Here is a 21192-nt window from a genome sequence, read left to right on the forward strand (position 1 = left end):
TGGAGCGCACGATGAAAAAAATAATCCACACCGCCCTCGCCTCTGCCCTACTGGCTTTTATGTTCTCCTCATCAGGTTATGCTGCTGCACCCGACAGAACAGAATGCATCGCACCGGCTAAACCCGGCGGCGGTTTTGACCTGACCTGTAAGCTGATTCAGGTTTCGCTGATGGAAACGAAGCAGATCGAGAAGCCGATGCGCATTACCTACATGCCAGGTGGCGTAGGCGCGGTGGCCTATAACGCGATCGTTGCGCAGCGTCCTGCCGAAGCCGGTACGGTCGTGGCCTTTTCGGGGGGATCGCTGCTGAACCTGTCTCAGGGAAAATTTGGTCGCTACTCGGTTGATGACGTGAAGTGGCTGGCGGCGATCGGTACCGATTACGGCATGATTGCCGTGCGTGAAGACGCGCCGTGGAAAAACCTGGGCGAACTCATGGCGGATATGAAAAAAGATCCCACCAAAGTGGTGGTGGGTGCGGGTGCCTCTATCGGCAGCCAGGACTGGATGAAAACGGCGCTGGTCGCAAAAGAAGCCGGTATTGATCCGCGCAAAATGCGCTATGTCGCGTTTGAAGGCGGTGGTGAAGTCGTCACCGCCCTGCTGGGTAATCATATTCAGGTGATGTCGGGCGATCTCAGCGAGATGGTGCCGCATTTACAAGGGGGCAAACTGCGCGTGCTGGCGGTAATGGCAGACAAACGCCTGCCCGATCAGCTGGCCTCGATTCCTACCGCCAAAGAGCAGGGCTTTAACGTGGAATGGCCGATTATTCGCGGCTTCTATCTTGGCCCTAAAGTCAGCGATGCCGATTATCAGTGGTGGCAGAGCGCCTTTGAGAAAATGGTGCAAACCCCTGAATTCAAGAAGCAGCGCGAACTGCGAGGCCTGTTCGAATTCAATATGTTTGGCGCTGAACTGGATAAATACGTGAAAGACCAGGTTGCCGCCTATCGCGAGCAGGCGAAATCCTTTGGTCTGGCTAAGTAAGCGGGAGAGATCATGAGCGATCGTATTTTTGCCACCTTGTGGCTAGTGCTGTGCCTGGCGGGACTGGTTATCGCCTGGCAGATTCAGAGTGAATACAGCTATGAGCCTGTCGGCCCACGTCCTTTTCCGCTGGTGCTTCTCAGCCTGATGGCTTTCTGTGCCGTGATGCTGCTGCTGAGAAAACCGGATGCCATCCAGTGGCCCACGCCCGCCACACTGAAACGCCTGGTGGCGCTGGCGGCGATGATGCTGGTGTACGGCGGGATGTTTGAAACCCTGGGCTTCCCGTTAGCGACCTCGCTGCTGACGTTTGGTATCGGCCTGCTGTTTGGCGCGCGCTGGTGGGCCGCTGTGCTGTCCGGCGGTGTAATGGGATGGTCACTGTTTTACGCCTTCGACCATCTACTGGACGTTACCTTGCCTGCTGGCAGCCTGTTTAATTAAGGAGAGAAATGATGGAAACCTGGTCTTTCCTGATGCACGGCTTTGCCGTTGCCATGACGCCGGAAAATCTGCTGATTGCCCTTATCGGCTGCTTTATCGGCACGATCGTAGGCTTACTGCCGGGACTCGGGCCGATCAACGGCGTAGCGATTTTGATGCCGCTGGCGTTCGCCCTGCACCTGCCTGCAGAATCCGCGTTGATTCTCCTGGCCACCGTTTATCTGGGCTGTGAATACGGCGGACGTATTTCGTCGATACTGCTCAACGTTCCGGGCGATGCCGGCGCCATTATGACCGCACTGGATGGCTATCCGATGGCGCAGCAAGGAAAAGCGGGCGTGGCGCTCTCTATCTCTGCCGTCAGCTCCTTTGTCGGTTCCACCATCGCTATCATCGGCATCATCTTATTCGCACCGCTGCTGGCCCGCTGGTCGCTGGCGTTTGGCCCGGCCGAATATTTTGCGCTTATGGTCTTCGCCATTGCCTGTCTGGGCAGCATGATGAGTCAGAACCCGCTTAAATCATTCCTGTCGGCGTTGATCGGGCTGAGCATGGCGACCGTGGGCGTGGATGCGAATACCGGCGTCTATCGCTTCACCTTTGACAGCGTTCACCTTTCTGACGGCATCCAGTTTGTCGTGGTCGTCATTGGCCTGTTCTCAGTGAGCGAAATTTTGCTGATGCTGGAATCCACCCATAGCGGGCAAAAGGTGGTGCGTGCCAGTGGCCGCATGATGTTCAATATGAAAGAGGCCGCTATGTCTACGGGTGCCACACTGCGTGCCTCATTTATCGGCTTCTTTGTGGGCGTGCTGCCCGGCGCGGGCGCCACTATCGCCAGTGCTATCGCCTACATGGCCGAGAAAAAAATCACTGGCAGCGATCAGTTTGGTAAGGGCGATATTCGCGGTGTGGCTGCGCCGGAAGCGGCGAACAACGCCTCCGCCTGCGGCTCGTTTATTCCGATGCTGACCCTGGGCATTCCCGGTTCCGGCACCACCGCGGTCATGGTCGGTGCGCTGACGCTGTACAACATCACGCCTGGACCTGCGATGTTTACCGAACAGCCGGATATCGTCTGGGGACTGATTGCCGCGCTGCTGATTGGTAACCTGATGCTGCTGATCATGAACATCCCGATGATCAACGTGTTTGCGCGGATGCTGACGATTCCGCTGTGGTTTTTAGTTCCGGCTATCGCCGCCATCTCGGCCGTGGGCGTTTATGCGGTGCACAGCACCACCTTTGACCTGCTGCTGATGGTCGGACTGGGGATTTTCGGCTATATCCTGCGGAAAATGGATTTCCCCATGTCACCGCTGATTTTAGGTTTCGTGCTGGGTGAAATGCTGGAGCAAAACCTGCGGCGTGCCTTGTCGATCAGCAACGGTGAGATGGGCATTCTGTGGGAAAGTCCGATTGCGAAAGTCCTGTTGATCCTCGCCGTTGCCGTATTAATCGTGCCGCTGCTATGGAAACGGCTGCGCCGTAAGCCCGCTCCCGCGCATCAGTAAGTAAATCTTTGTTCGAAACACACAAGCCCCGTGGATTTCCCAGGGGCTTTTGTTATCATAGTGTATTCTGTTTCCGGCGCACCCCACGCTGTTCTGTTTCCCAAGGAATCCGCCATGCAACCTGTCAGCGGCCCCGGTGTGCCGGTCGGCGATCGTTCATCTGTTAATCCGCAAACTGACGCCCCGCGTACGGGAAGTGTTGCCGGTGAACAACCCCTTTCTCCTGCCCAGCGCACGACGCTTGAGCGCCTGATTGTGCGCATCATGTCGCTCAGCACGCTTAAAGCGCCTGAGCTCTGGGCCGGCCTGCGTCATGAAGTCGGTGTTAAAAGCGAAGCAGAACTCCAGTCACGCCATTTTCCGGCTGCGGAGCAGTTTCTTAACAACCGCCTGGCGCAGGTGCAGACCGGTCACGGTACGCGTCAGTTAATGACGCAACTCACCGACCTGTTGCCCAAAGGCAATAACCGCCAGGCGGTAAGTGATTTTATCCGCCAGCAGTTTGGTCAGACGGTGCTGAGCGCATTAACCCAGGATCAGCTTCGTCAGGTGCTGACCATGCTGCAAAATGGTCAGATGGCCATTCCGCAACCTCAGCAGAGCCGCAGCAGCGATCGCACGCTGCTGCCTGCCGAGCATCAGGCGCTGAATCAGCAAATTGTTCGCCTGGCTGCCGCAACGGGCGAATCCAGTGGCAAAATATGGACCGCCGCACTAAAGCTGGTAAACCTGACCAGCGGCGATCCGATCCCGTCACGCCACTATCCGCTGCTCACTCAGTATTTACAGGTCCGTCAGACGTTAAGCCAGCACAGTGCGCCGACGTTGCAGCTGATTGAAACCTCGCTTAAACACCCTCTGGATCAGCGTGAACAGCAGATGCTGGAAGACTACAGCCTGCAACGCTTTCAGGCCACGCCTCAGATGGTGCTGACCCCGACGCAAACCCAGGATCTGCTTAACTTCCTGTTTGCACGTCGCGCAGAAAGAGCACACGAGCAAGCCCTGGCCGATAACGAACTGAATCCGCATCCCATCTGGGCGCCCATCTCCGGCTCGCTGCCGCCTGTGCTGCAGCCGCTGGCAGCGCGCCCGGTGCTGAGCGCGGTCGTCGGGTTAATCGTTCTGGCCTTTTTACTCTGGCTGGTGCTGTAAGTTAACACCCACAGGATGCCGCAGAAGCCGTCTGCGGCCATTCTCCCGGCTCGTCGCCCCATGCCATGGGATGGCCATCGCGCTTCCAGAAATCCAGCCCGCCAATCAGTTCTTTGACCTTAAATCCCAGCAACGCCAGCTGATAAGCCGCTTTGGTCGAACCATTGCAGCCAATGCCATCACAGTACGTCACATACAGCAGGTTGCGATCCAGTCCGGCCGTGCTGGCTTCATTCATTTCCCGATGCGGAAAATTTATTGCTCCGCAGAGATGACCGGCGCGGTAAGCCTCGATCTGACGGGCATCAATGACGACAACGCCCGGTCGCTGATGGGCCAGATCGTCAGCCAGATCCCAGGCATCGGTGTAATAAGCCAGTTTGGCCTGCAGATATGCAAGGCTCTGCTGCGGTGACGCGGGGGGAAAACCTAAAACAGATGACATCGTTTTTTCTCCTGTTGTGGCAGACAGGCAGTTTACGGCAAAGTGGACTGCTGGATAAGACCGCTTTCAATGAGCCCATAAGACCACGATGACTTCCCCGCTGCTGCAACTGTTTCATCATCAGGCAACCGGCGGTCTGCGCGACCGCCTGTGCGCCACGCTTCGCCAGTGGATAGAGACCGCGCACCTTCAGGCGGGTCAGAAACTGCCCTCCAGCCGTCAGTTGGCTGCCGATTTGAATCTGTCACGCGTTACGGTTGAAGCGGCTTACGCTCAGCTTGAAAGTGAAGGCTACCTGCGGCGGGAGTCCGGTCGCGGTAGCTTCGTTGCCATCACGCTGCCGGTCAGCGCGCCGCGCCCCCGCGCTGACCGCATGGCGCATTTCTCGCAGCGCGGCCATCAGATACTGGCGACAGGCGGTTGTCAGGATGCGCCCTTTCCGTATGCCTTTTCGGCAGGTTCGCCAGATTTGCGCGCCTTTCCTCATCCCCTCTGGCGGCGCTTAACCGCCCGCGTGCAGCGCACCGCAGGCCCTGGCGTCATGGGCTATGGCGATCCGTTGGGGTACCTGCCACTTCGCCACGCGCTTGCAGACTACCTTGCCCTGTCTCGTGGGGTTCAGTGCGAGGCTGAGCAGGTGATTATTTTGACCAGTTCACAGCAGGCGCTGCAGCTGCTGTCGTTAATGCTGATTGATCCCGGTGATGAGATCTGGATGGAAGAGCCGGGCTATGCGGGTGCGCGCAATGCCTTTCTTGCTGCAGGCGCACGGGTGCGCGGCATTCAGGTGGATGCCGAGGGGGCGATTCCTCAAGCCGGAACAGCAAAGCTGATGTATCTGACGCCTTCGCATCAGTATCCCACCGGCGTGTCATTAAGCCTGCCGCGCCGTCTGGCCTGGCTGGACTGGGCACGGCGCAACGGCAGTTGGCTGATTGAAGACGATTACGACAGCGAGTTTCACTATGACGATCGCCCTGCGTCTGCGCTGCACGGGCTCGACAACGATAACCGGGTCATTACCCTCGGCACATTTTCAAAATCGCTGTTTCCGTCGCTACGTCTGGCATGGATGGTGGTGCCCGGCCCGCTGGTCGCGCCCTTAGGTCGCGCGCGCAGCCTGCTTGACGGGCACAGCGCCCTGCTGCCCCAGGCGGTAACGGCGGAATTTATGCAGCAGGGGCATTTTGCCAGCCACCTGCGTTTGATGCGCCAGCTTTACCATAGCCGCCGCGATCGCTTACTCGAGCAGATAGCGCAACGCCTGACGCCCTGGCTCAGGCCCTTTCCCTGCCCGGGTGGACTGCAGACAACCGTTGCTCTGCGACAGGGCGACGAAGCGAGGCTGAGCTTACAGGCCGAGAAGATGGGGTTATTGCTGCCTCGCCTGAGTCCGCTCTACGGCGATGGCGCGCGTCAGCAAGGCTGGATTCTGGGTTTTGCGGCGCTGACGCCAGATGAGATAGTGGCCGGGTGCGATAAGCTGGTGAGGCTGCTTTCATCGGGCTCATCACCCAACCGTCGCTGAGGGATAACCAAAACAAAAAAGGCCGGCAAGCCGACCTTTTCGCAGGGTTCACGTCGTGCCGGGCAGCGCGACGCCACGTTTTTAACCGGGCATTAAGCCTGGTATTTACGCATTGTCAGCGTGGCGTTGGTGCCACCAAAGCCAAAGCTGTTTGACATTACCGTGGTCAGCGCTTTTTCAGTTGGCTGAGTCACAATATTCATCCCTTCTGCCGCCGCGTCCAGCGAGCTGATATTGATGCTTGGGGCAATAAAACCGTGCTCCAGCATCAGCAGCGAGTAGATAGCTTCCTGCACGCCCGCCGCCCCTAAGGAGTGGCCGGTCATCGCTTTGGTTGCAGAAATATACGGCGTGTTGTCGCCGAACACTTCGCGAATGGCACCCAGCTCTTTCACATCACCGACTGGCGTAGAGGTTCCGTGGCTGTTCAGGTAGTCGATTGGCGTATCCACACCGTGCATCGCCATCTTCATGCAGCGCACTGCGCCTTCACCGGATGGCGCAACCATGTCTGCCCCGTCCGACGTTGCGCCATAGCCCACGATTTCAGCGTAGATGTGCGCGCCACGCGCCAGCGCATGTTCCAGTTCTTCAACCACGACCATACCGCCGCCGCCCGCAATGACGAAGCCATCACGTTCGTTGTCATAGGTCCGTGAGGCTTTTTCTGGCGTGTCGTTATAACGCGTAGAAAGTGCGCCCATTGCATCAAACTCACAGGCCATTTCCCAGCACAGCTCTTCGCCGCCGCCCGCAAAAACGATATCCTGTTTGCCCAGTTGAATCTGTTCAACCGCGTTACCGATACAGTGCGCGGAGGTCGCACAGGCAGAGCTGATTGAATAGTTCACGCCGTGGATTTTAAACGGCGTAGCCAGACAGGCTGAAACGCCTGACGCCATTGCCTTAGTCACCACATAAGGCCCTACGGCTTTCAGACCGCGTGGGCTGCGCATGGCATCCGCACCAAAAACCTGAAAACGTGGGGAACCACCGCCAGATCCTGCAATCAGACCTACGCGAGGGTTATTCTGGTAAGCTTCGTTGCTCAGGCCAGAATCTTTGATGGCTTCTTCCATAGACAGGTAAGCATAGATGGACGCATCACTCATAAAACGCACAACTTTGCGATCGATGAGGCCGGTAGTATCGAGTTTAACGTTACCCCAGACGTGACTACGCATGCCGGAATCTTTCATCTCCTGGGAAAAAGTGATGCCTGAGCGGCCCTCACGCAGAGATGCCAGCACCTCTTGCTGGTTATTACCAATACTGGAAACGATCCCTAAGCCAGTAATCACAGCACGTTTCATTCAATCTTCCTCACCACTTCTGTTATTTGACGAGCACTCTAGCTTACACTTGTACGCCGAACAAGTCCGATCAGCCATTTCCTTTTGTAAATTTGCGTCATGTCACTCCGACCGATAAGATCCTGACACTCCCTGAAAAATGAGCCTTTACTGTGAAAACACCCCAGGTTGAACACGCCAGACTGAGCTGGAACGAACAGGGTACACCTGTTTCCCGAGCGTTTGACGACGTCTATTTTTCCAATGACAACGGTCTGGAAGAGACACGTTATGTCTTTCTGGGTGGCAATGATTTCCCACAACGCTTTCATCAGCACCCGCGCGATCTGCTCATTGTTGCCGAAAGCGGGTTTGGCACAGGCCTGAACTTTCTCACGCTCTGGCAGGCCTTTGATTCCTTCCAGCAACATTATCCTGACGCGCCCCTAAAACGTCTGCACTTCATCAGTTTTGAAAAATTCCCCCTGACGCAGGCCGATTTAACGGCGGCCCACCAGCACTGGCCCGAACTGGCCCCCTGGGCTGAACAGCTCCAGCACCAGTGGCCGCTGGCACTGCCAGGCTGCCAGCGGGTGTTATTTGATTCGGGCCGCGTCACACTGGACCTGTGGTTAGGCGATATTAATGCGCTAATTGATAATTTTGATGACAGTCTGCATCGCCAGGTGGATGCCTGGTTTCTGGATGGCTTTGCGCCGTCGAAAAATCCCGATATGTGGACGCCGGAACTGTTTGCGTCGATGGCGAAACTGGCCCGGCCAGGGGGCACATTTGCAACCTTTACGGCAGCGGGTTTTGTGCGGCGCGGGTTGCAACAGGCGGGCTTTGCGGTGACCCGGCGTAAAGGCTTTGGGCCGAAACGGGAAATGCTGTGCGGTTCGCTTGAGGCCGCGCCTGCGCTGACTCATCGCCAGCCCTGGTATGCGCGCCCTGCCCTGTCCGGTAAGGAGATCGCCCTGGTCGGCGGCGGCGTTGCCAGCGCGACGCTGGCCCTTGCCTTACTTCGCCGGGGCTTTCGCGTGACGCTCTACTGCGCTGACGAGGCGCCCGCGCTGGGGGCGTCCAGTAATCGTCAGGGCGCGCTCTATCCGCTCCTTAACCAGCACGATCCTGCCCTGGCGGCTTTCTTTCCTGCCGCATTCAGTTTTGCCCGTCGCCTGTATGATCAACTCGATCTGCCTTATGAACATGACTGGAGCGGCGTATTGCAGTTGGGCTGGGACGAGAAAAGTGCCAGTAAGATTGCGCAGATGCTGGATATGGCCCTACCGGCTGAGGTCGCCTTTGGCGTCAACCAGGACGAGGCAGCCGCGTTGGCAAATGTGGCGCTGGATTGCGGCGGTATCTTTTATCCACTGGGCGGCTGGCTGGCCCCGGCCGAATTAACCACAGCCCTGCTGTCCCACTGCGAGCAGCGTGGATTACGCATTCACTGGCTGCACCGCGTCACCGCACTGACGCAGGTTCCGCAAGGCTGGCAGTTAACCTTTAACGAAAAGCCCTCAACCCAGCATCAGGCTGTGGTGCTGGCTAATGGTCATGCCATGACCGATCTGCCTCAGACCGATGCCCTGCCGGTTTACCCGGTCGCCGGTCAGGTCAGCCATATCCCGTCTTCACCGGCCCTGTCGGCACTGAAAACGGTACTTTGCTATGACGGCTACCTCACGCCAGCCAGCCCGCAGTTTGGTACGCACTGTATCGGGGCCAGCTATCATCGTGGCGACACCTCAACCGCCTATCGCGAAGACGATCAGCAGCAAAACCGCAGCCGTCTGCAGCACTGCCTGCCACACAGCGACTGGGTGAATGAAGTGGACGTCAGTGAGGGCGAGGCGCGCAATGGCGTGCGCTGCGCCACACGCGATCATTTGCCCATGGTCGGCAGCGTGCCGGATTACGTGGCAACGCTTGACGTTTATGCCGATCTTGCTCAGCAGCGCGCCCGCGAGGCTAAGAGCGAAATGGCGCCCTGTTTCCCTAGCCTTTATCTGTTTGGTGCGCTTGGCTCACGCGGGCTGTGCAGCGCCCCCCTGGCGGCGGAAGTGCTGGCGGCTCAGCTTAGCGGTGAACCCCAGCCGCTGGACCTCAGCACGCTCGCGGCGCTTCATCCCAATCGTTACTGGGTAAGAAAACTACTGAAGGGTAAAAAAGCGGGGAAATAGCACAGGGCGGTCTGCCGCCCTGACTACTCAGGCCGTCTGACGGGCCTGTAAAAACAGGTTATCCCACATGCCAATCACCAGCGCCTGGTCCCGTGGCGATAACTCCCCGGCAGCAATGGCATTTTGCAGGCTACGTGTCACCTGAATCTGTAGCGCCTGCGGCGTGTGGTCGTCCAACAGTTCCACTTCAGCGACTGCCAGAGTGAGGTGGCCGCGCAGATAACCGCTGGCAAATAGCTCATCGTCACTGGCGTGCTCAACCATATCGTCAATCAGGGCCAGAATACGTGCCTCAAATTCTGCGATCATCTCATCATTCCTCTGTTATTAAGTCCCTTATGCATCACAGATCGTCCGGCCAGGGAAACTGCGATGCGGTCAGAGAAGGCCTGCCATAATAGTCAGCCAGGGCTGAAATAAAGCGTGCGGGGCGCTCAGGAATACCCGACGCCAGATAGCTCATGACCTGGGCATGAACTTTACGCTGAAAGCCAATGCGATCTGGCTCACAATCGCCTTCGAGATTGTCACAACTGACGTTGAAGGGAAAGCCTGCGGCTACACAAAACATCCACTCCAGCGCCTGCGGCTTCACCTCAACCGCTTCAAACTGGCTCTGCGTTTGCGCGTCGCGTCCGTCCGGACAATACCAGTAGCCAAAATCCACTAACTTACGCCGGGCTTCGCCAGCAATGCACCAGTGTGAAATTTCATGCAGCGCGCTGGCATAAAACCCATGAGCAAAAACCACCCGGTTCCATGGTGATTCATCATCCGCTGGAAGATAGATCGGTTCGTCATCGCCTTTAATTAGACGGGTCTGAAAATCGTGGCTAAAGCAGTCATCAAACAGCGTAATAAGCTGCGCGTAATTATGTGTTGTTGTCATTAAGTCATCACGTAAAAGTATTACAGATTCAGCGTGCTCAGCCAGGCCATCAATTCGCTGCCGTGGCTGTCCCAGAGCAGCTTGATGCTCATCACCGCCGAAACGATAACCACCATCGGGCGAATCAGCCTTTGTCCGCGTGCCAGCACCAGCCTGGCGCCCAGGCGAGCCCCGCAAAAAGCCCCCAGCATCATGATAAGTCCCGTGCCCCAGACCACTTTGCCGCCAAACATAAAAAACAGCAGGCTGCCCAAGTTGGAGGTGAAATTGAGCAGTTTGGCGTGGGCGGTGGCTTTCGCCAGGTTGTAGCCGCATAGCGTCACGAAGCCCAGCGCGTAGAAAGAGCCCGCACCGGGTCCAAAGAAGCCATCATAAAAGCCGATACAGCCACCGCCGACCAGGGCAAAAGGCAGCCCCTGCAGGCGGTGAACGCGATCGTCTTCACCGATGCGCGGCATCAGCAGAAACCACATGCCAATAGCAATCAACAACAGCGGCAGCACCTTACGCAAAAAATCAGCCTGAAGGTGCTGGATCAGAATGGCACCGCCAACCGCCCCCAAAAAGGTCATGGCGATATTCAGCCGCTGCTCGCTCAGCTTAATCGCCCCGCGCCGGACAAAATAGAGGCTGGCCGAGAACGATCCACCGACCGACTGCAGCTTGTTGGTTGCCAGCGCCTGAGCCGGTGACAGCCCGGCCGCCAGCAACGCGGGAACGGTTAACAGTCCGCCGCCGCCCGCAATGGAGTCAATAAAACCTGCCAGCAGCGCAATGAAAAACAGCAGCGCGACCAACAACGGGCTGACAACGAACCATTCCATGGGAACCCTTACAGTAAATGTTTATCCAGCAGTGCCTGACAGGCCGCAGGCAGCGGCGGCGGTTCACGTTTCACTGGTGCAGAGCCAGGCTGCCTGGGCAAAAACCAGCTTTGCAGTTCTGCTCCGCAGCCGTCACCGGCAGGCGGCGGTGCCTGCTCTTCACAGTCGGGGCTGCCCTGCGGACAGCGCAAACGGACGTGCATGTGGGCGCGATGCGCAAACCACGGACGCACCTTACGCAGCCAGGCCCGGTCTGTGCCTGCATCGGCGCACAGCTGCTTTTTAATCGCCGGATTGACGAAAATACGCGTGACATCTTCATCTTTCGCCGCCAGCTTAATCAGGCTGTCAATCTCAGGCTGCCAGTGGCGCGCTACCACGTTCTTGTCGTCGGCGGTGACGAGGTCCAGCGGCTGGGGCTTAAGCAGCTGCTGCGCGCTCCAGCGGGTTTTAGGCAGTTGCAGCCAGATGTCCACGTCCAGCCCGGTTTGATGGCTGGCATGTCCACTGCTGAAGCGCCCGCCCGCCGCCATGCCCATATCGCCAATCAACACGTTTCCTAGCTGGAGGCTATGGGCCTGGGTGGCCAGGCGCTGGATAAACAGGATCAGATCGGGATGCCCGAAATAGCGGCGCTGATCCTGACGCATCACCTGATAATCAGGCGAATTAAGCGGTAAAGCCTGCGCACCCACAATACAGCCATTGGCAAAGCCACCAATAGCCGTCGGTTGACCCGCAATCGGGTGCTGGATGCGCTGCCACGGCGTCGCCGCCAGGCTGGCCGCGCTCAACAACAGCGCGCTCACCATCAGCAAAATTTTCATTGGCTTACCAACGTGGCACGGTGGAGTTCACATGGCCACACTGCGCGCGCTGGCGCAGCAGATGATCCATCAGCACGATGGCCATCATGGCTTCGGCAATCGGCACGGCACGGATGCCCACGCAGGGATCGTGGCGACCTTTCGTGATCATCTCCACTTCCTCGCCGTCGCGGGTGATGGTTTTCCCCGGCACGGTAATACTGGAGGTGGGCTTCATGGCCAGATTGGCGCTGATGGTCTGACCGCTGCTGATGCCGCCCAGAATACCGCCCGCATGGTTGCTCTGGAAACCACTGGCGCGAATTTCATCGCGATGCTGACTGCCACGCTGATTAACCACGGCAAAACCGTCGCCGATTTCTACCCCTTTCACCGCATTAATGCTCATGAGCGCATGCGCCAGGTCGGCATCCAGGCGATCAAAAACCGGCTCGCCCAGGCCTGGTGGTACGTTTTCCGCCATGACCGTGACCTTGGCCCCAATCGAATCGCCTTCCTTCTTCAGGCCGCGCATCAGCTCGTCCAGCGCGTCCAGCTTGTCCGCATCCGGGCAAAAGAAAGGGTTCTCTTCCACAATGCTCCAGTCTTTCAGTTCACAGGCCACGTCGCCGATCTGCGCCAGATAGCCGCGAACCACAATATCGTGCTTCATCTGCAGATATTTTTTGGCAATCGCCCCAGCAGCCACGCGCATCGCGGTTTCGCGTGCTGATGAACGGCCGCCACCACGGTAGTCACGCGTACCGTACTTCTGCTCATAGGTGTAATCCGCATGGCCAGGACGGAACAGATCTTTAATGGCACCGTAATCTTGCGAGCGCTGATCGGTGTTCTCAATCAGCAGGCCGATCGAGGTACCGGTGGTCACACCTTCAAACACGCCAGACAAAATTTTCACCTGATCCGGCTCACGGCGCTGGGTGGTATAGCGCGACGTGCCTGGACGACGACGGTCGAGATCGTGCTGGATATCGGCTTCGGTTAACGGGATGCCCGGCGGCACGCCATCAACAATACAGCCCAGGGCAATACCGTGAGATTCACCAAAGGTGGTGACGCGAAAGAACTGTCCGATGCTGTTTCCGGCCATTGAGATTCCTTGTTACGGTTTGACGGGCGAAAGTTCGCCCATCCTTTTAGTCTTTATAAAATGAGAAATGGTGCTGTGCATCCACGATCTGCTGGCGGGTGAGCATAAAGACGCCGTCGCCGCCATTGTCGAACTCCAGCCAGGTAAAGGGCACATCGGGGTACTGTTCCATCATGTGCACCATGCTGTTGCCCACTTCGCAAATCAGCACGCCCTGCTCGCTCAGGTAGCCCGGCGCGCAGGCAAGAATGCGGCGCACCAGTTTAAGGCCATCGCTGCCCGCCGCCAGCCCCAGTTCGGGTTCATGCTGATACTCGCTCGGCAGATCGTCCATATCTTCCGCATCGACATAGGGCGGATTCGTCACGATCAGGTCGTACTGCACCGGCGGGAGTTCGCGGAACAGATCGGCGCGGATCGGCGTGACGTGATGAATCAGGCCGTGCTCTTCAATATTTTGCTCGGCGACCGCCAGCGCATCGTGGGAAATATCCACTGCATCCACTTCTGCGTCCGGAAAGGCATAGGCGCAGGCAATCGCAATACAGCCGCTGCCGGTGCACATGTCCAGAATATGTCGCGGTTTGTCCGTGATCAGACCGGCAAAGCGGTTTTCAATCAGTTCCCCAATGGGCGAACGGGGAACCAGAACCCGTTCATCAACGTAAAACTCATGGCCGCAGAACCAGGCTTTATTCGTGAGATAGGCGACCGGGATGCGCTCGTTCACGCGGCGAATGACGCGCTCAACAATGCGATGGCGTTCGCTGGCCGTAAGGCGCGCGTTACGCATGTCTTCAGGGATATCCAGGGGCAACCACAGCGTGGGCAGGACCAGCTGGACAGCTTCGTCCCAGGGGTTATCTGTGCCGTGTCCGTACCAGATTCCGGCAGCCGTAAAGCGGCTCACTGACCAGCGCAGCATATCCTGAATGGTGTGCAGTTCGTTCACTGCCTCATCGACGAAAATTTTGTCCACGTAGCCCTCCGCAGGCCTTTTACTAATTCGGCCGATAGTTTGCCACGAAGCCGAGGAGAATTCAGCGCAGCAAGGTGAAAAAGCTGACAATTAATGACGGTTAACGGTAAGGTATCGGCTTCTGCTGTTAATCAGCCACCTCAGACATGATTCACCACCCATGAGTAAAAAAAACCCCCTGAGCCAGGATGATCAAGCGCTGTTTCGCCAGTTGATGACAGGAACGCGTCAGTTAAAACAAGACACTATCGTACACAAACCGGCGGTTAAAACCCGGGAAGTGCCGATAAAAAGGCTGCTGTCTGAACAGGCGGATAACAGCCACTACTTTTCCGATGAGTTCCAGCCGCTGCTTTCCACTGAAGGGGCGACGCGCTATGTGCGCGCGGACGTGAGCCATTTTGAGCTGAAAAAGCTGCGTCGGGGCGATTACACGCCAGAGATTTTTCTCGATCTGCATGGGTTAACACAGATGCAGGCCAAGCAGGAGTTAGGCGCGCTAATTGCCGCCTGTCGTCGCGAACACCTTTTTTGCGCCAGCGTGATGACCGGACATGGTAAACATATTCTAAAGCAGCAAACGCCGCTTTGGCTGGCTCAACATCCCTGGGTAATGGCCTTTCACCAGGCACCTAAAATGTTTGGTGGCGACGCTGCCTTGCTGGTGCTGATTGAAGTAGAAGAGTGGCAACCGCCAGAGCTGCCCTGACATTCAGGCAGCAAAACGGCTTAAGCACCTTGCCCCGCTGCCTCCCCCTTTGACGGGGGAGCCCGTTAAACGGACTCACACGTCGCTCCCCTTAAACGCCCGATCCCGCCCCTGTTTGGCCAGGCGTTCTGCTGCTTTCTGTTCAGGCTGACGCAGACTATTTGCTTAAGAAACTATTTATATTCAATACAAGTTTTCCCTTGCCGATAACGTCTAGGCATTTAGGCACATTAGGCTTCAACATTTTGGCGTATTGACCAAGGGAACATTTTGAATGAGCGCATTAAGTCATTTTTTTGAGAATTTAAACGTAGGTAAAAAGTTAATGCTCGGTTTTGGACTGATTTTGCTTTTGAGTCTGGCCGTAGCGATATGCGGTATTAAAAACCTCAACGATATTAGCGTCCGGGCCGAAAAGCTCAGGGAGCTGAAAAGTGTCAACGATCGGTTTTCACAGGCCAAAGATGCCCGGCTGCAATTCGTCAGAACACATGATGAAAAATTCATCGATCTGAACGAAGCCATGCTGAAAGAGGTGGATCAGAACCTGAGAAATTTGGGCGTTTTTCGCTGGGATGCCAGTCAGCAGGCGATGATTACGGCGATGCCGTCAGCCATTGCCACCTACCGGCAGAAACGGGCCGATACCGTGCAGGCCGTTCGTAATGGGGCTCAGGCTTTACAAAGCCTGTCTGTCGAAGAAGAAATGCGGGGGATCAGCCAGCTTGCCACGAGCAGCAGCAATGACGCGCAGGTTGCCGCAGCCTTACAGGAAATCAATAAGCATCTGGCTGGCGTCGCGGTGCGGGTGAAACTCTTTGGCCTTGAGCACAAAGATGCCGATCGCAGCGCACTCAGCAACTTCCTCACTGAAACCGTCGGGCTTATCGCACAGGTTGCACCTCGCCTTAACCCGGCAGACAATGCAACGCTCGCAAAAATCAGCGAACAGCTTGACGGGAAACAAGCTGACATTAATGCGCTGATGGCCTCCGTGAAAGCAGGCGAAGAGGCCACAGCCGAGCTGGCGGTTGCGGGTAAGACCCTGACGGACATGAGCAATAACTTGTTTACGCAACAGCTGGATGCCACCAATCACGATGCCGGACAGGCCGTGTGGTTAATGGCTGCCATTGTTATCGCTGCCATCGTGGCAGGTATTGTTATCGCCCTGTTTATTACCCGACAGCTGACGCGTCCACTTTCTGAACTGCTGAACGTGGCGAACCAGATGGCGCGTGGCAACCTCAGCATCATGCTCAACTCGACCCGTCGGGATGAGCTGGGCGAGCTCATGCGCGCGGTAGGCGAGATGAGCGATGAACTGCGACGGATTATCAGCGGGATTCGCAGCGGCGTCACAAGCGTCAGCCAGGCTTCCGCAGAAATCGCCTCCGGGAATAATGATTTATCGGCACGGACAGAAAGCCAGGCAGCGGCCCTTGCGCAAACGGCAGCCAGCATGGAGCAGTTGACTGCGACAGTAAAACAGAACGCCGATAATATTCATCATTCCAGCAGGCTGGCGCAGCAAACCTTTGACACGGCGAGCCGTGGCGGAGAGCTGGTGACCAATGTCGTCAGCACCATGGATGAAATTTCTGCCAGCTCGGGGAAAATCTCCGAGATCACCTCCGTCATTAACAGTATTGCGTTTCAGACCAACATTCTGGCACTGAACGCCGCGGTAGAAGCGGCAAGGGCTGGCGAACAGGGCCGTGGTTTTGCCGTCGTCGCAAGTGAGGTGAGAAATCTGGCGCAGCGCAGCGCGCTGGCGGCAAAAGAAATCGAAGCGCTTATTCAGGACTCGGTTGCCCGCATCCGCGCCGGTTCACAGCTGGTCAGTCAGACAGGTAACACTATGGGAGAAATCGTCACCTCGGTCAGCAATGTGACAGAGATACTGAACGAGATCTCTCACGCGTCTGAAGAGCAGAACCGCGGCATTGCGCAGGTCGGCGTGGCTATCGTTGAAATGGATAACGTGACGCAGCAAAACGCGGCCCTGGTGGAACAGTCCTCTGCGGCGGCAAGCGCGCTCCATGACCAGGCGCAAACGCTGGCGGGCTCAGTATCACGTTTTGTGATTGCCTGACCTGCAGGGAAAGAAGCAGACGGGAATGACGTTCGGGGGTCGTTTTCATGTTCGGGCCAGTAAATGGCCCGACATTATTACATCGCTTTCGCGAGTTTTTTGGGGCTGACCTGCCATAACAGTTTGCCCTGACTTTCAGCCGGATCGAAGTCAATGCAGGCAATGGCCGAGGTGGCAAACATCGGTGGGGTTTCCTGGGGGCAAAGCTCCGACACCAGATAGCCCACCAGTGGCAAGTGGGAGATAACCAGCGCCGATTTAACCCCTTCATTCGCCAGTGCCTGCAAATAGCATCCGACCAGACCGGGATCGCCGCCGGGCGTCAGTTCCGGCAAAATATCCTCCCCTTCTGGCAAAGGGAACGCCTCACGAAATGTGGCAAGCGTCTGCTGCGCACGGAGATAGGGGCTGACCAGTACACGTTCAATGTCAACAGACTGACCTTTTAACCAGTTCGCCATTTGACGTGATTCGTCACATCCACAAAGCGTTAAAGGCCTGACTGAATCACTGGCAGCCTCAAGAGCCGCATCGCCGTGACGCATGATAAAAACTTGCATAAAGCACCGCTGTTGTTTGTCGACATCGCCTGATGCATCCGCATCAGGCGCTTCATTCTGCGAATGAACGTCGTGTTGTACCCTAATGACTTCAGTATAGTCAACCGGTTGTTTATTAAATAAGCACCTGTCAGATTCGTGCAGCGCCTCACGCTTGTGCGGCGCGTTTCTAACCCCCTGAATCGGAGTGGGTATTCGAATTTATGAAGAAGTGTAAAACTTTGTCTGCTGCTCAGCTGCGCGCAGCAACGCGTCACAGGGCGCAAAACGGTCCCCGTACTGTTGCTGAAGCCGCGTTAATCTGTTGACGATTTCTGCCGCGCCCAGCCTGTCGATGTAATGGAACGGTCCGCCCAAAAAGGGGGGAAAACCAATGCCAAACACCGCACCGATATCGCCGTCCCGCGGCGAGCGGATAACCTGCTCATCCAGGCAACGCACCGCTTCGTTTAACATCATCATCATGCACCGTTCGGCAATCTGGGCGCCGCTTTGCTTTGCCACCGGCCGGGTCTTCACTAAGCCGTACACCGCCGGATCGACCTTCTTACGCGCCAAACGCGACGATCCGTACAGGTAGAATCCCCTACCGTTTTTGCGTCCTTTGCGACCGTCTTTAATCACGGCATCCAGCGCGGAAGGCGCGGCAAACCGCTCGCCATAAGCCTGCTGCAGGCCCGGTGAAATCTTACTGCCGACATCAATGCCAACTTCATCCAGTAGCTGAACCGGCCCCACCGGGAATCCCGCCTTCACCAGCGCCCGATCAATGTGATCGATCGGTTCCCCCTCCACCACGCAGCGCATGGCCTCGTTGATGTAAGGTGTGAGGATACGATTGACGTAAAAACCAGGTTTATCGGCCACCACTATCGGCGTTTTACCCTGTTTCCGTGCCAGCATTACCGTACTGGCAAGCGTTTCAGGCGATGTCGTGGCATGCGGGATCACCTCGACCAGCGGCATTTTTTCCACCGGGCTAAAATAGTGCAGGCCGATGATGTTCTCCGGACGCCGTGCCGTCGCCGCAATCTCTGCAATGGGAATCGATGAGGTATTGGAAGCAAAGATCGTCTGAGGCTGACAGTTCGCCTCGACGTCCGCCACCATCTGTCTTTTCAGATCCAGGTCTTCAAAGACCGCCTCAATCACGATATCGCGCTGGGTGAATCCCTGATAGTCGGTGCTGCCGCTGATGCGCGCCATCTGCTGCTGACGCTGTGCCGGACTGATTTGCCGGCGTTTCACTTTTTTACTCAGCAGATCCCAACTGGTTTGCAGGGCATGGTTGATGCCTTTAAGGCTGATATCCTTGATGCGCACCGGTAGCCCCGCATTAACGGCGCTGACGCTGGCGATCCCGCCGCCCATCAGCCCGCCGCCCAACACACCGACCCGTTGGAGTGATCGTGGTTCAGCCTGGGTGCCGTTCTCTTTCTTGATGGCGGTGGAAGCAAAAAACAGGCTGCGCAGCGCGGCCGACTCTGGCGTCATCGCCAGTTCGCCAAACGCCCGCGCTTCAGCGGCGTAACCGGCCTGGCTGCTCTGCTCCAGGCCGATGCGAACCACCTCGATAATGTGTCGTGCCGCTGGGTAGTTACCCTGGGTTTTACGATCGGTTTCGCGTCTGACCAGTGCGAAAAGCGCCTGACGAGCCATCGGGCCCTGCAGCAGACGATCGCGCAGGGGCAGCGGCGCTCTGCGGTATTTCCCTTTCTTCACCAGTTCAACGGCGGCGTCAAGCAGGATGGCCTGCGGCACGGCATCATCAACAATGCCCAGCTTTTTCGCTTGCCTGGCCCGCAGGTTCTTACCGGTAAGGATAAGCGGTAAGGCTTTCTGTACGCCGATTAAGCGAGGCAGGCGCTGCGTGCCGCCCGACCCCGGCAGCAGCCCCAACTGCACTTCAGGCAGGCCAATACGGGTTTTATCGTCCAGCGAACAGATGCGCGCGTTGCAGGCCAGCGCCAGCTCAAGCCCGCCGCCCAGACAAGCACCATGGATTGCCGCCACCACAGGAAATGGCAATGCCGCAATCGCCGCCATCACGTCCTGCCCTTGTCTGGCCAGCGCTTCTGCCTCGTGGGCGCTCTGGCAGAGATCGATCATGCTGATATCAGCCCCTGCAACAAAGTTGTCAGGTTTGCCTGAAATCAGCACCAGCCCCAGCAGTTGCGGATGCTTGCGTGCTTCCGCAATGATTGCCGCAATCTGTGCCGCGAATGCCGCTTTAAGCGTATTCATCTTTTCATTGGGTACATCAATGGTGATCACGCCTACATGATCGTCCCGCATCTGTAATGTGAACGCGCTCTGTTCCATTATTCGGCCTCCAGAACCATTGCTGCCCCTAAACCCCCGGCGGCGCAGGCTGTGACTAAACCCAGCCCGCCGCCCCGGCGGCGTAATTCATTTAACGTCTGGGTAATCATGCGTGCGCCGGTTGCGGCAAACGGATGCCCAAAGGCGATCGATCCGCCCGAGACATTAAAACGTGCCTCGTCAACTTCGCCCAGCGCATGGGCGCGGTTTAACACGTCCCGGGCAAAACGTTCATCACGAAACATTTTCAGGTTGCTTAATGTCTGAGCGGCAAAGGCTTCGTGCATATCAATCAGGGTCAAATCCTTTAAGGTTATCCCGGCACGATCCAGCGCCAGCGGCGAGGCGTAGGCCGGCCCTAACAGCATGTCCTGCCAGACGTCGATAGCGGTAAACGCATAGCTGCGTAAATAGCCCAGCGGCTGTATTCCAAGCTCTTTTGCCCGGCCTTCACGCATTAAAATGACCGCCGCAGCCCCATCGGTAAGCGGCGTACTGTTTGCCGCAGTAACGGTACCGTGCTGACGGTCAAATGCCGGACGCAGCCGGGCATAGTCGGCGGCTTTTGCATCCATACGCACATTATTATCTTGCTCGATGGGCGCTTTCCACGGCGGCACAAAGGCGGCCATCACCTCCTGACTCAGTACGCCTGACTGCCAGGCCTGGGCCGCGCGCTGATGCGAGCGCAGGGCCAGCGCATCCTGCTCTTCCCGGCTGATGCCATGCGTTTTGGCCATCTGCTCTGCGGTATCCCCCATACGTAACCCCGTGGAGTACTCCGCAACGACAGGCGGAACCGGTAACAGATCTTTAGGGCGCAGCCGCCGGAGAATGTGCAGCTTCTGTGAAAAGCCACGCGCTTTATTCATATCCACCAGCGCGCGCGCCAGCGTTTTACTGACCCCAATGGGCAGCACAGAGGAGGAGTCCGCCCCGCCTGCGATGCCGGCAGAAATCGTACCTGCCAGTAAGCTTTCCGTGACGTTTGCCACCGCCTGAAAGCTGGTGGCGCAGGCGCGGCTGACGCTATAAGCATCGGTATTGACGCTCAGGCCACTGCTTAAGACGATCTCACGTGCGATGTTTGGCGCTTCCGGCATTTGCACCACCTGACCGAAGACCAGTTGCTCAATCACCTCAACCGGGAGTTCACTTCGGGCCATGATTTCGCTGATCACCATGCGACCCAGTTCAACCGCAGGGATGCCGTGAAAACCCGTGGCCTGGCGAAGAAAAGGCGTACGTAATCCGTGGGTGATGGCGATGCGCTCGCCATTACGCGTCAGCAGTGACTGCGCTTTGCTCATTGTATCCACCTGTACATCGTGACCGAGGCAT

At 57.2% G+C, this 21192-nt stretch carries 19 protein-coding genes; 8 read left to right on the plus strand and 11 right to left on the minus strand.

The window, feature by feature from the left end; translation table 11 throughout:
• Positions 1-11: 11 nt before the first annotated feature.
• From DFO57_RS14360 to flk, 4 genes are all read left to right on the plus strand, one after another.
• Positions 12-992: a tripartite tricarboxylate transporter substrate binding protein gene (locus tag DFO57_RS14360; protein WP_078828827.1), complete on the plus strand. Its 981-nt coding sequence runs from the start codon at positions 12-14 to the stop codon at positions 990-992.
• 12 nt (positions 993-1004) lie between these two features.
• Complete coding sequence (locus DFO57_RS14365) at positions 1005-1436, plus strand: tripartite tricarboxylate transporter TctB family protein (RefSeq protein ID WP_013026555.1); 432 nt, start codon at positions 1005-1007, stop codon at positions 1434-1436.
• Between the two features lie 11 nt (positions 1437-1447).
• A complete protein-coding gene (locus DFO57_RS14370; RefSeq protein WP_026021021.1) occupies positions 1448-2950 on the plus strand; it encodes a tripartite tricarboxylate transporter permease in 1503 nt (500 codons plus the stop codon).
• Between the two features lie 114 nt (positions 2951-3064).
• The gene (flk, locus tag DFO57_RS14375) at positions 3065-4105 is read left to right on the plus strand and encodes a flagella biosynthesis regulator Flk (protein WP_014605358.1); all 1041 of its coding nucleotides are present in this window, start codon (positions 3065-3067) and stop codon (positions 4103-4105) included.
• Between the two features lies 1 nt (position 4106).
• Here flk and DFO57_RS14380 read toward each other — a convergent pair whose 3' ends face one another.
• Positions 4107-4550, minus strand: coding sequence for a rhodanese-like domain-containing protein (locus tag DFO57_RS14380; RefSeq protein WP_014605357.1), 444 nt, complete (start codon positions 4548-4550; stop codon positions 4107-4109).
• An 88-nt stretch (positions 4551-4638) separates the two neighbouring features.
• Here DFO57_RS14380 and DFO57_RS14385 point away from each other — a divergent pair, with 88 nt between their 5' ends.
• The gene (locus tag DFO57_RS14385; protein ID WP_019106018.1) at positions 4639-6078 is read left to right on the plus strand and encodes a PLP-dependent aminotransferase family protein; all 1440 of its coding nucleotides are present in this window, start codon (positions 4639-4641) and stop codon (positions 6076-6078) included.
• A gap of 92 nt (positions 6079-6170) precedes the next feature.
• Here the strand turns inward: DFO57_RS14385 and fabB are convergent, their stop codons facing one another.
• Entirely contained in the window at positions 6171-7391 is a 1221-nt protein-coding gene (gene fabB, locus DFO57_RS14390; protein ID WP_013026560.1) for a beta-ketoacyl-ACP synthase I, read from the minus strand.
• Positions 7392-7543: 152 nt separating this feature from the next.
• Between fabB and mnmC the strand changes: the two genes are divergently transcribed.
• Positions 7544-9556, plus strand: coding sequence for a bifunctional tRNA (5-methylaminomethyl-2-thiouridine)(34)-methyltransferase MnmD/FAD-dependent 5-carboxymethylaminomethyl-2-thiouridine(34) oxidoreductase MnmC (mnmC, locus tag DFO57_RS14395; protein WP_110015448.1), 2013 nt, complete (start codon positions 7544-7546; stop codon positions 9554-9556).
• 27 nt (positions 9557-9583) lie between these two features.
• On the opposite strand, the gene DFO57_RS14400 is transcribed toward mnmC, so the two are convergent.
• The 6 genes from DFO57_RS14400 to prmB are packed head-to-tail and all read right to left on the minus strand — an operon-like array spanning position 9584 to position 14165.
• On the minus strand, positions 9584-9865 hold the full coding sequence (locus tag DFO57_RS14400; protein WP_013026562.1) for a YfcL family protein: 282 nt from the start codon (positions 9863-9865) through the stop codon (positions 9584-9586).
• A gap of 34 nt (positions 9866-9899) precedes the next feature.
• Positions 9900-10445: an elongation factor P hydroxylase gene (locus DFO57_RS14405; protein WP_019106020.1), complete on the minus strand. Its 546-nt coding sequence runs from the start codon at positions 10443-10445 to the stop codon at positions 9900-9902.
• Between the two features lie 20 nt (positions 10446-10465).
• Entirely contained in the window at positions 10466-11269 is an 804-nt protein-coding gene (locus DFO57_RS14410; RefSeq protein ID WP_110015449.1) for a sulfite exporter TauE/SafE family protein, read from the minus strand.
• 8 nt (positions 11270-11277) lie between these two features.
• Positions 11278-12096 (minus strand): penicillin-insensitive murein endopeptidase, encoded by an 819-nt coding sequence (gene mepA, locus DFO57_RS14415; protein ID WP_022623444.1) that lies wholly within the window; start codon positions 12094-12096, stop codon positions 11278-11280.
• 4 nt (positions 12097-12100) lie between these two features.
• Positions 12101-13186, minus strand: a complete 1086-nt coding sequence (aroC, locus tag DFO57_RS14420) for a chorismate synthase (RefSeq protein WP_110015450.1) — start codon at positions 13184-13186, stop codon at positions 12101-12103.
• 46 nt (positions 13187-13232) lie between these two features.
• Positions 13233-14165, minus strand: a complete 933-nt coding sequence (gene prmB, locus DFO57_RS14425) for a 50S ribosomal protein L3 N(5)-glutamine methyltransferase (protein WP_014605352.1) — start codon at positions 14163-14165, stop codon at positions 13233-13235.
• A gap of 160 nt (positions 14166-14325) precedes the next feature.
• Here prmB and smrB point away from each other — a divergent pair, with 160 nt between their 5' ends.
• Positions 14326-14874 (plus strand): endonuclease SmrB, encoded by a 549-nt coding sequence (smrB, locus tag DFO57_RS14430; RefSeq protein WP_013026568.1) that lies wholly within the window; start codon positions 14326-14328, stop codon positions 14872-14874.
• A gap of 274 nt (positions 14875-15148) precedes the next feature.
• On the plus strand, positions 15149-16969 hold the full coding sequence (locus tag DFO57_RS14435) for a methyl-accepting chemotaxis protein (RefSeq protein WP_019106023.1): 1821 nt from the start codon (positions 15149-15151) through the stop codon (positions 16967-16969).
• A 77-nt stretch (positions 16970-17046) separates the two neighbouring features.
• Here DFO57_RS14435 and sixA read toward each other — a convergent pair whose 3' ends face one another.
• From sixA to fadI, 3 genes are all read right to left on the minus strand, one after another.
• Positions 17047-17529 carry a phosphohistidine phosphatase SixA gene (gene sixA, locus DFO57_RS14440; protein WP_013026570.1) on the minus strand — a complete coding sequence of 161 codons (483 nt, stop codon included), beginning with the start codon at positions 17527-17529 and terminating at the stop codon, positions 17047-17049.
• Positions 17530-17730: 201 nt separating this feature from the next.
• On the minus strand, positions 17731-19851 hold the full coding sequence (fadJ, locus tag DFO57_RS14445) for a fatty acid oxidation complex subunit alpha FadJ (RefSeq protein WP_019106024.1): 2121 nt from the start codon (positions 19849-19851) through the stop codon (positions 17731-17733).
• Entirely contained in the window at positions 19851-21161 is a 1311-nt protein-coding gene (gene fadI / locus DFO57_RS14450; RefSeq protein WP_110015451.1) for an acetyl-CoA C-acyltransferase FadI, read from the minus strand. Before fadI ends, fadJ begins: the two co-directional genes overlap by 1 nt.
• Positions 21162-21192 lie beyond the last annotated feature (31 nt).

It is taken from the genome of Pantoea sp. AG702 (genome assembly GCF_003182295.1).
Classification (GTDB): Bacteria; Pseudomonadota; Gammaproteobacteria; order Enterobacterales; family Enterobacteriaceae; genus Pantoea; species Pantoea ananatis.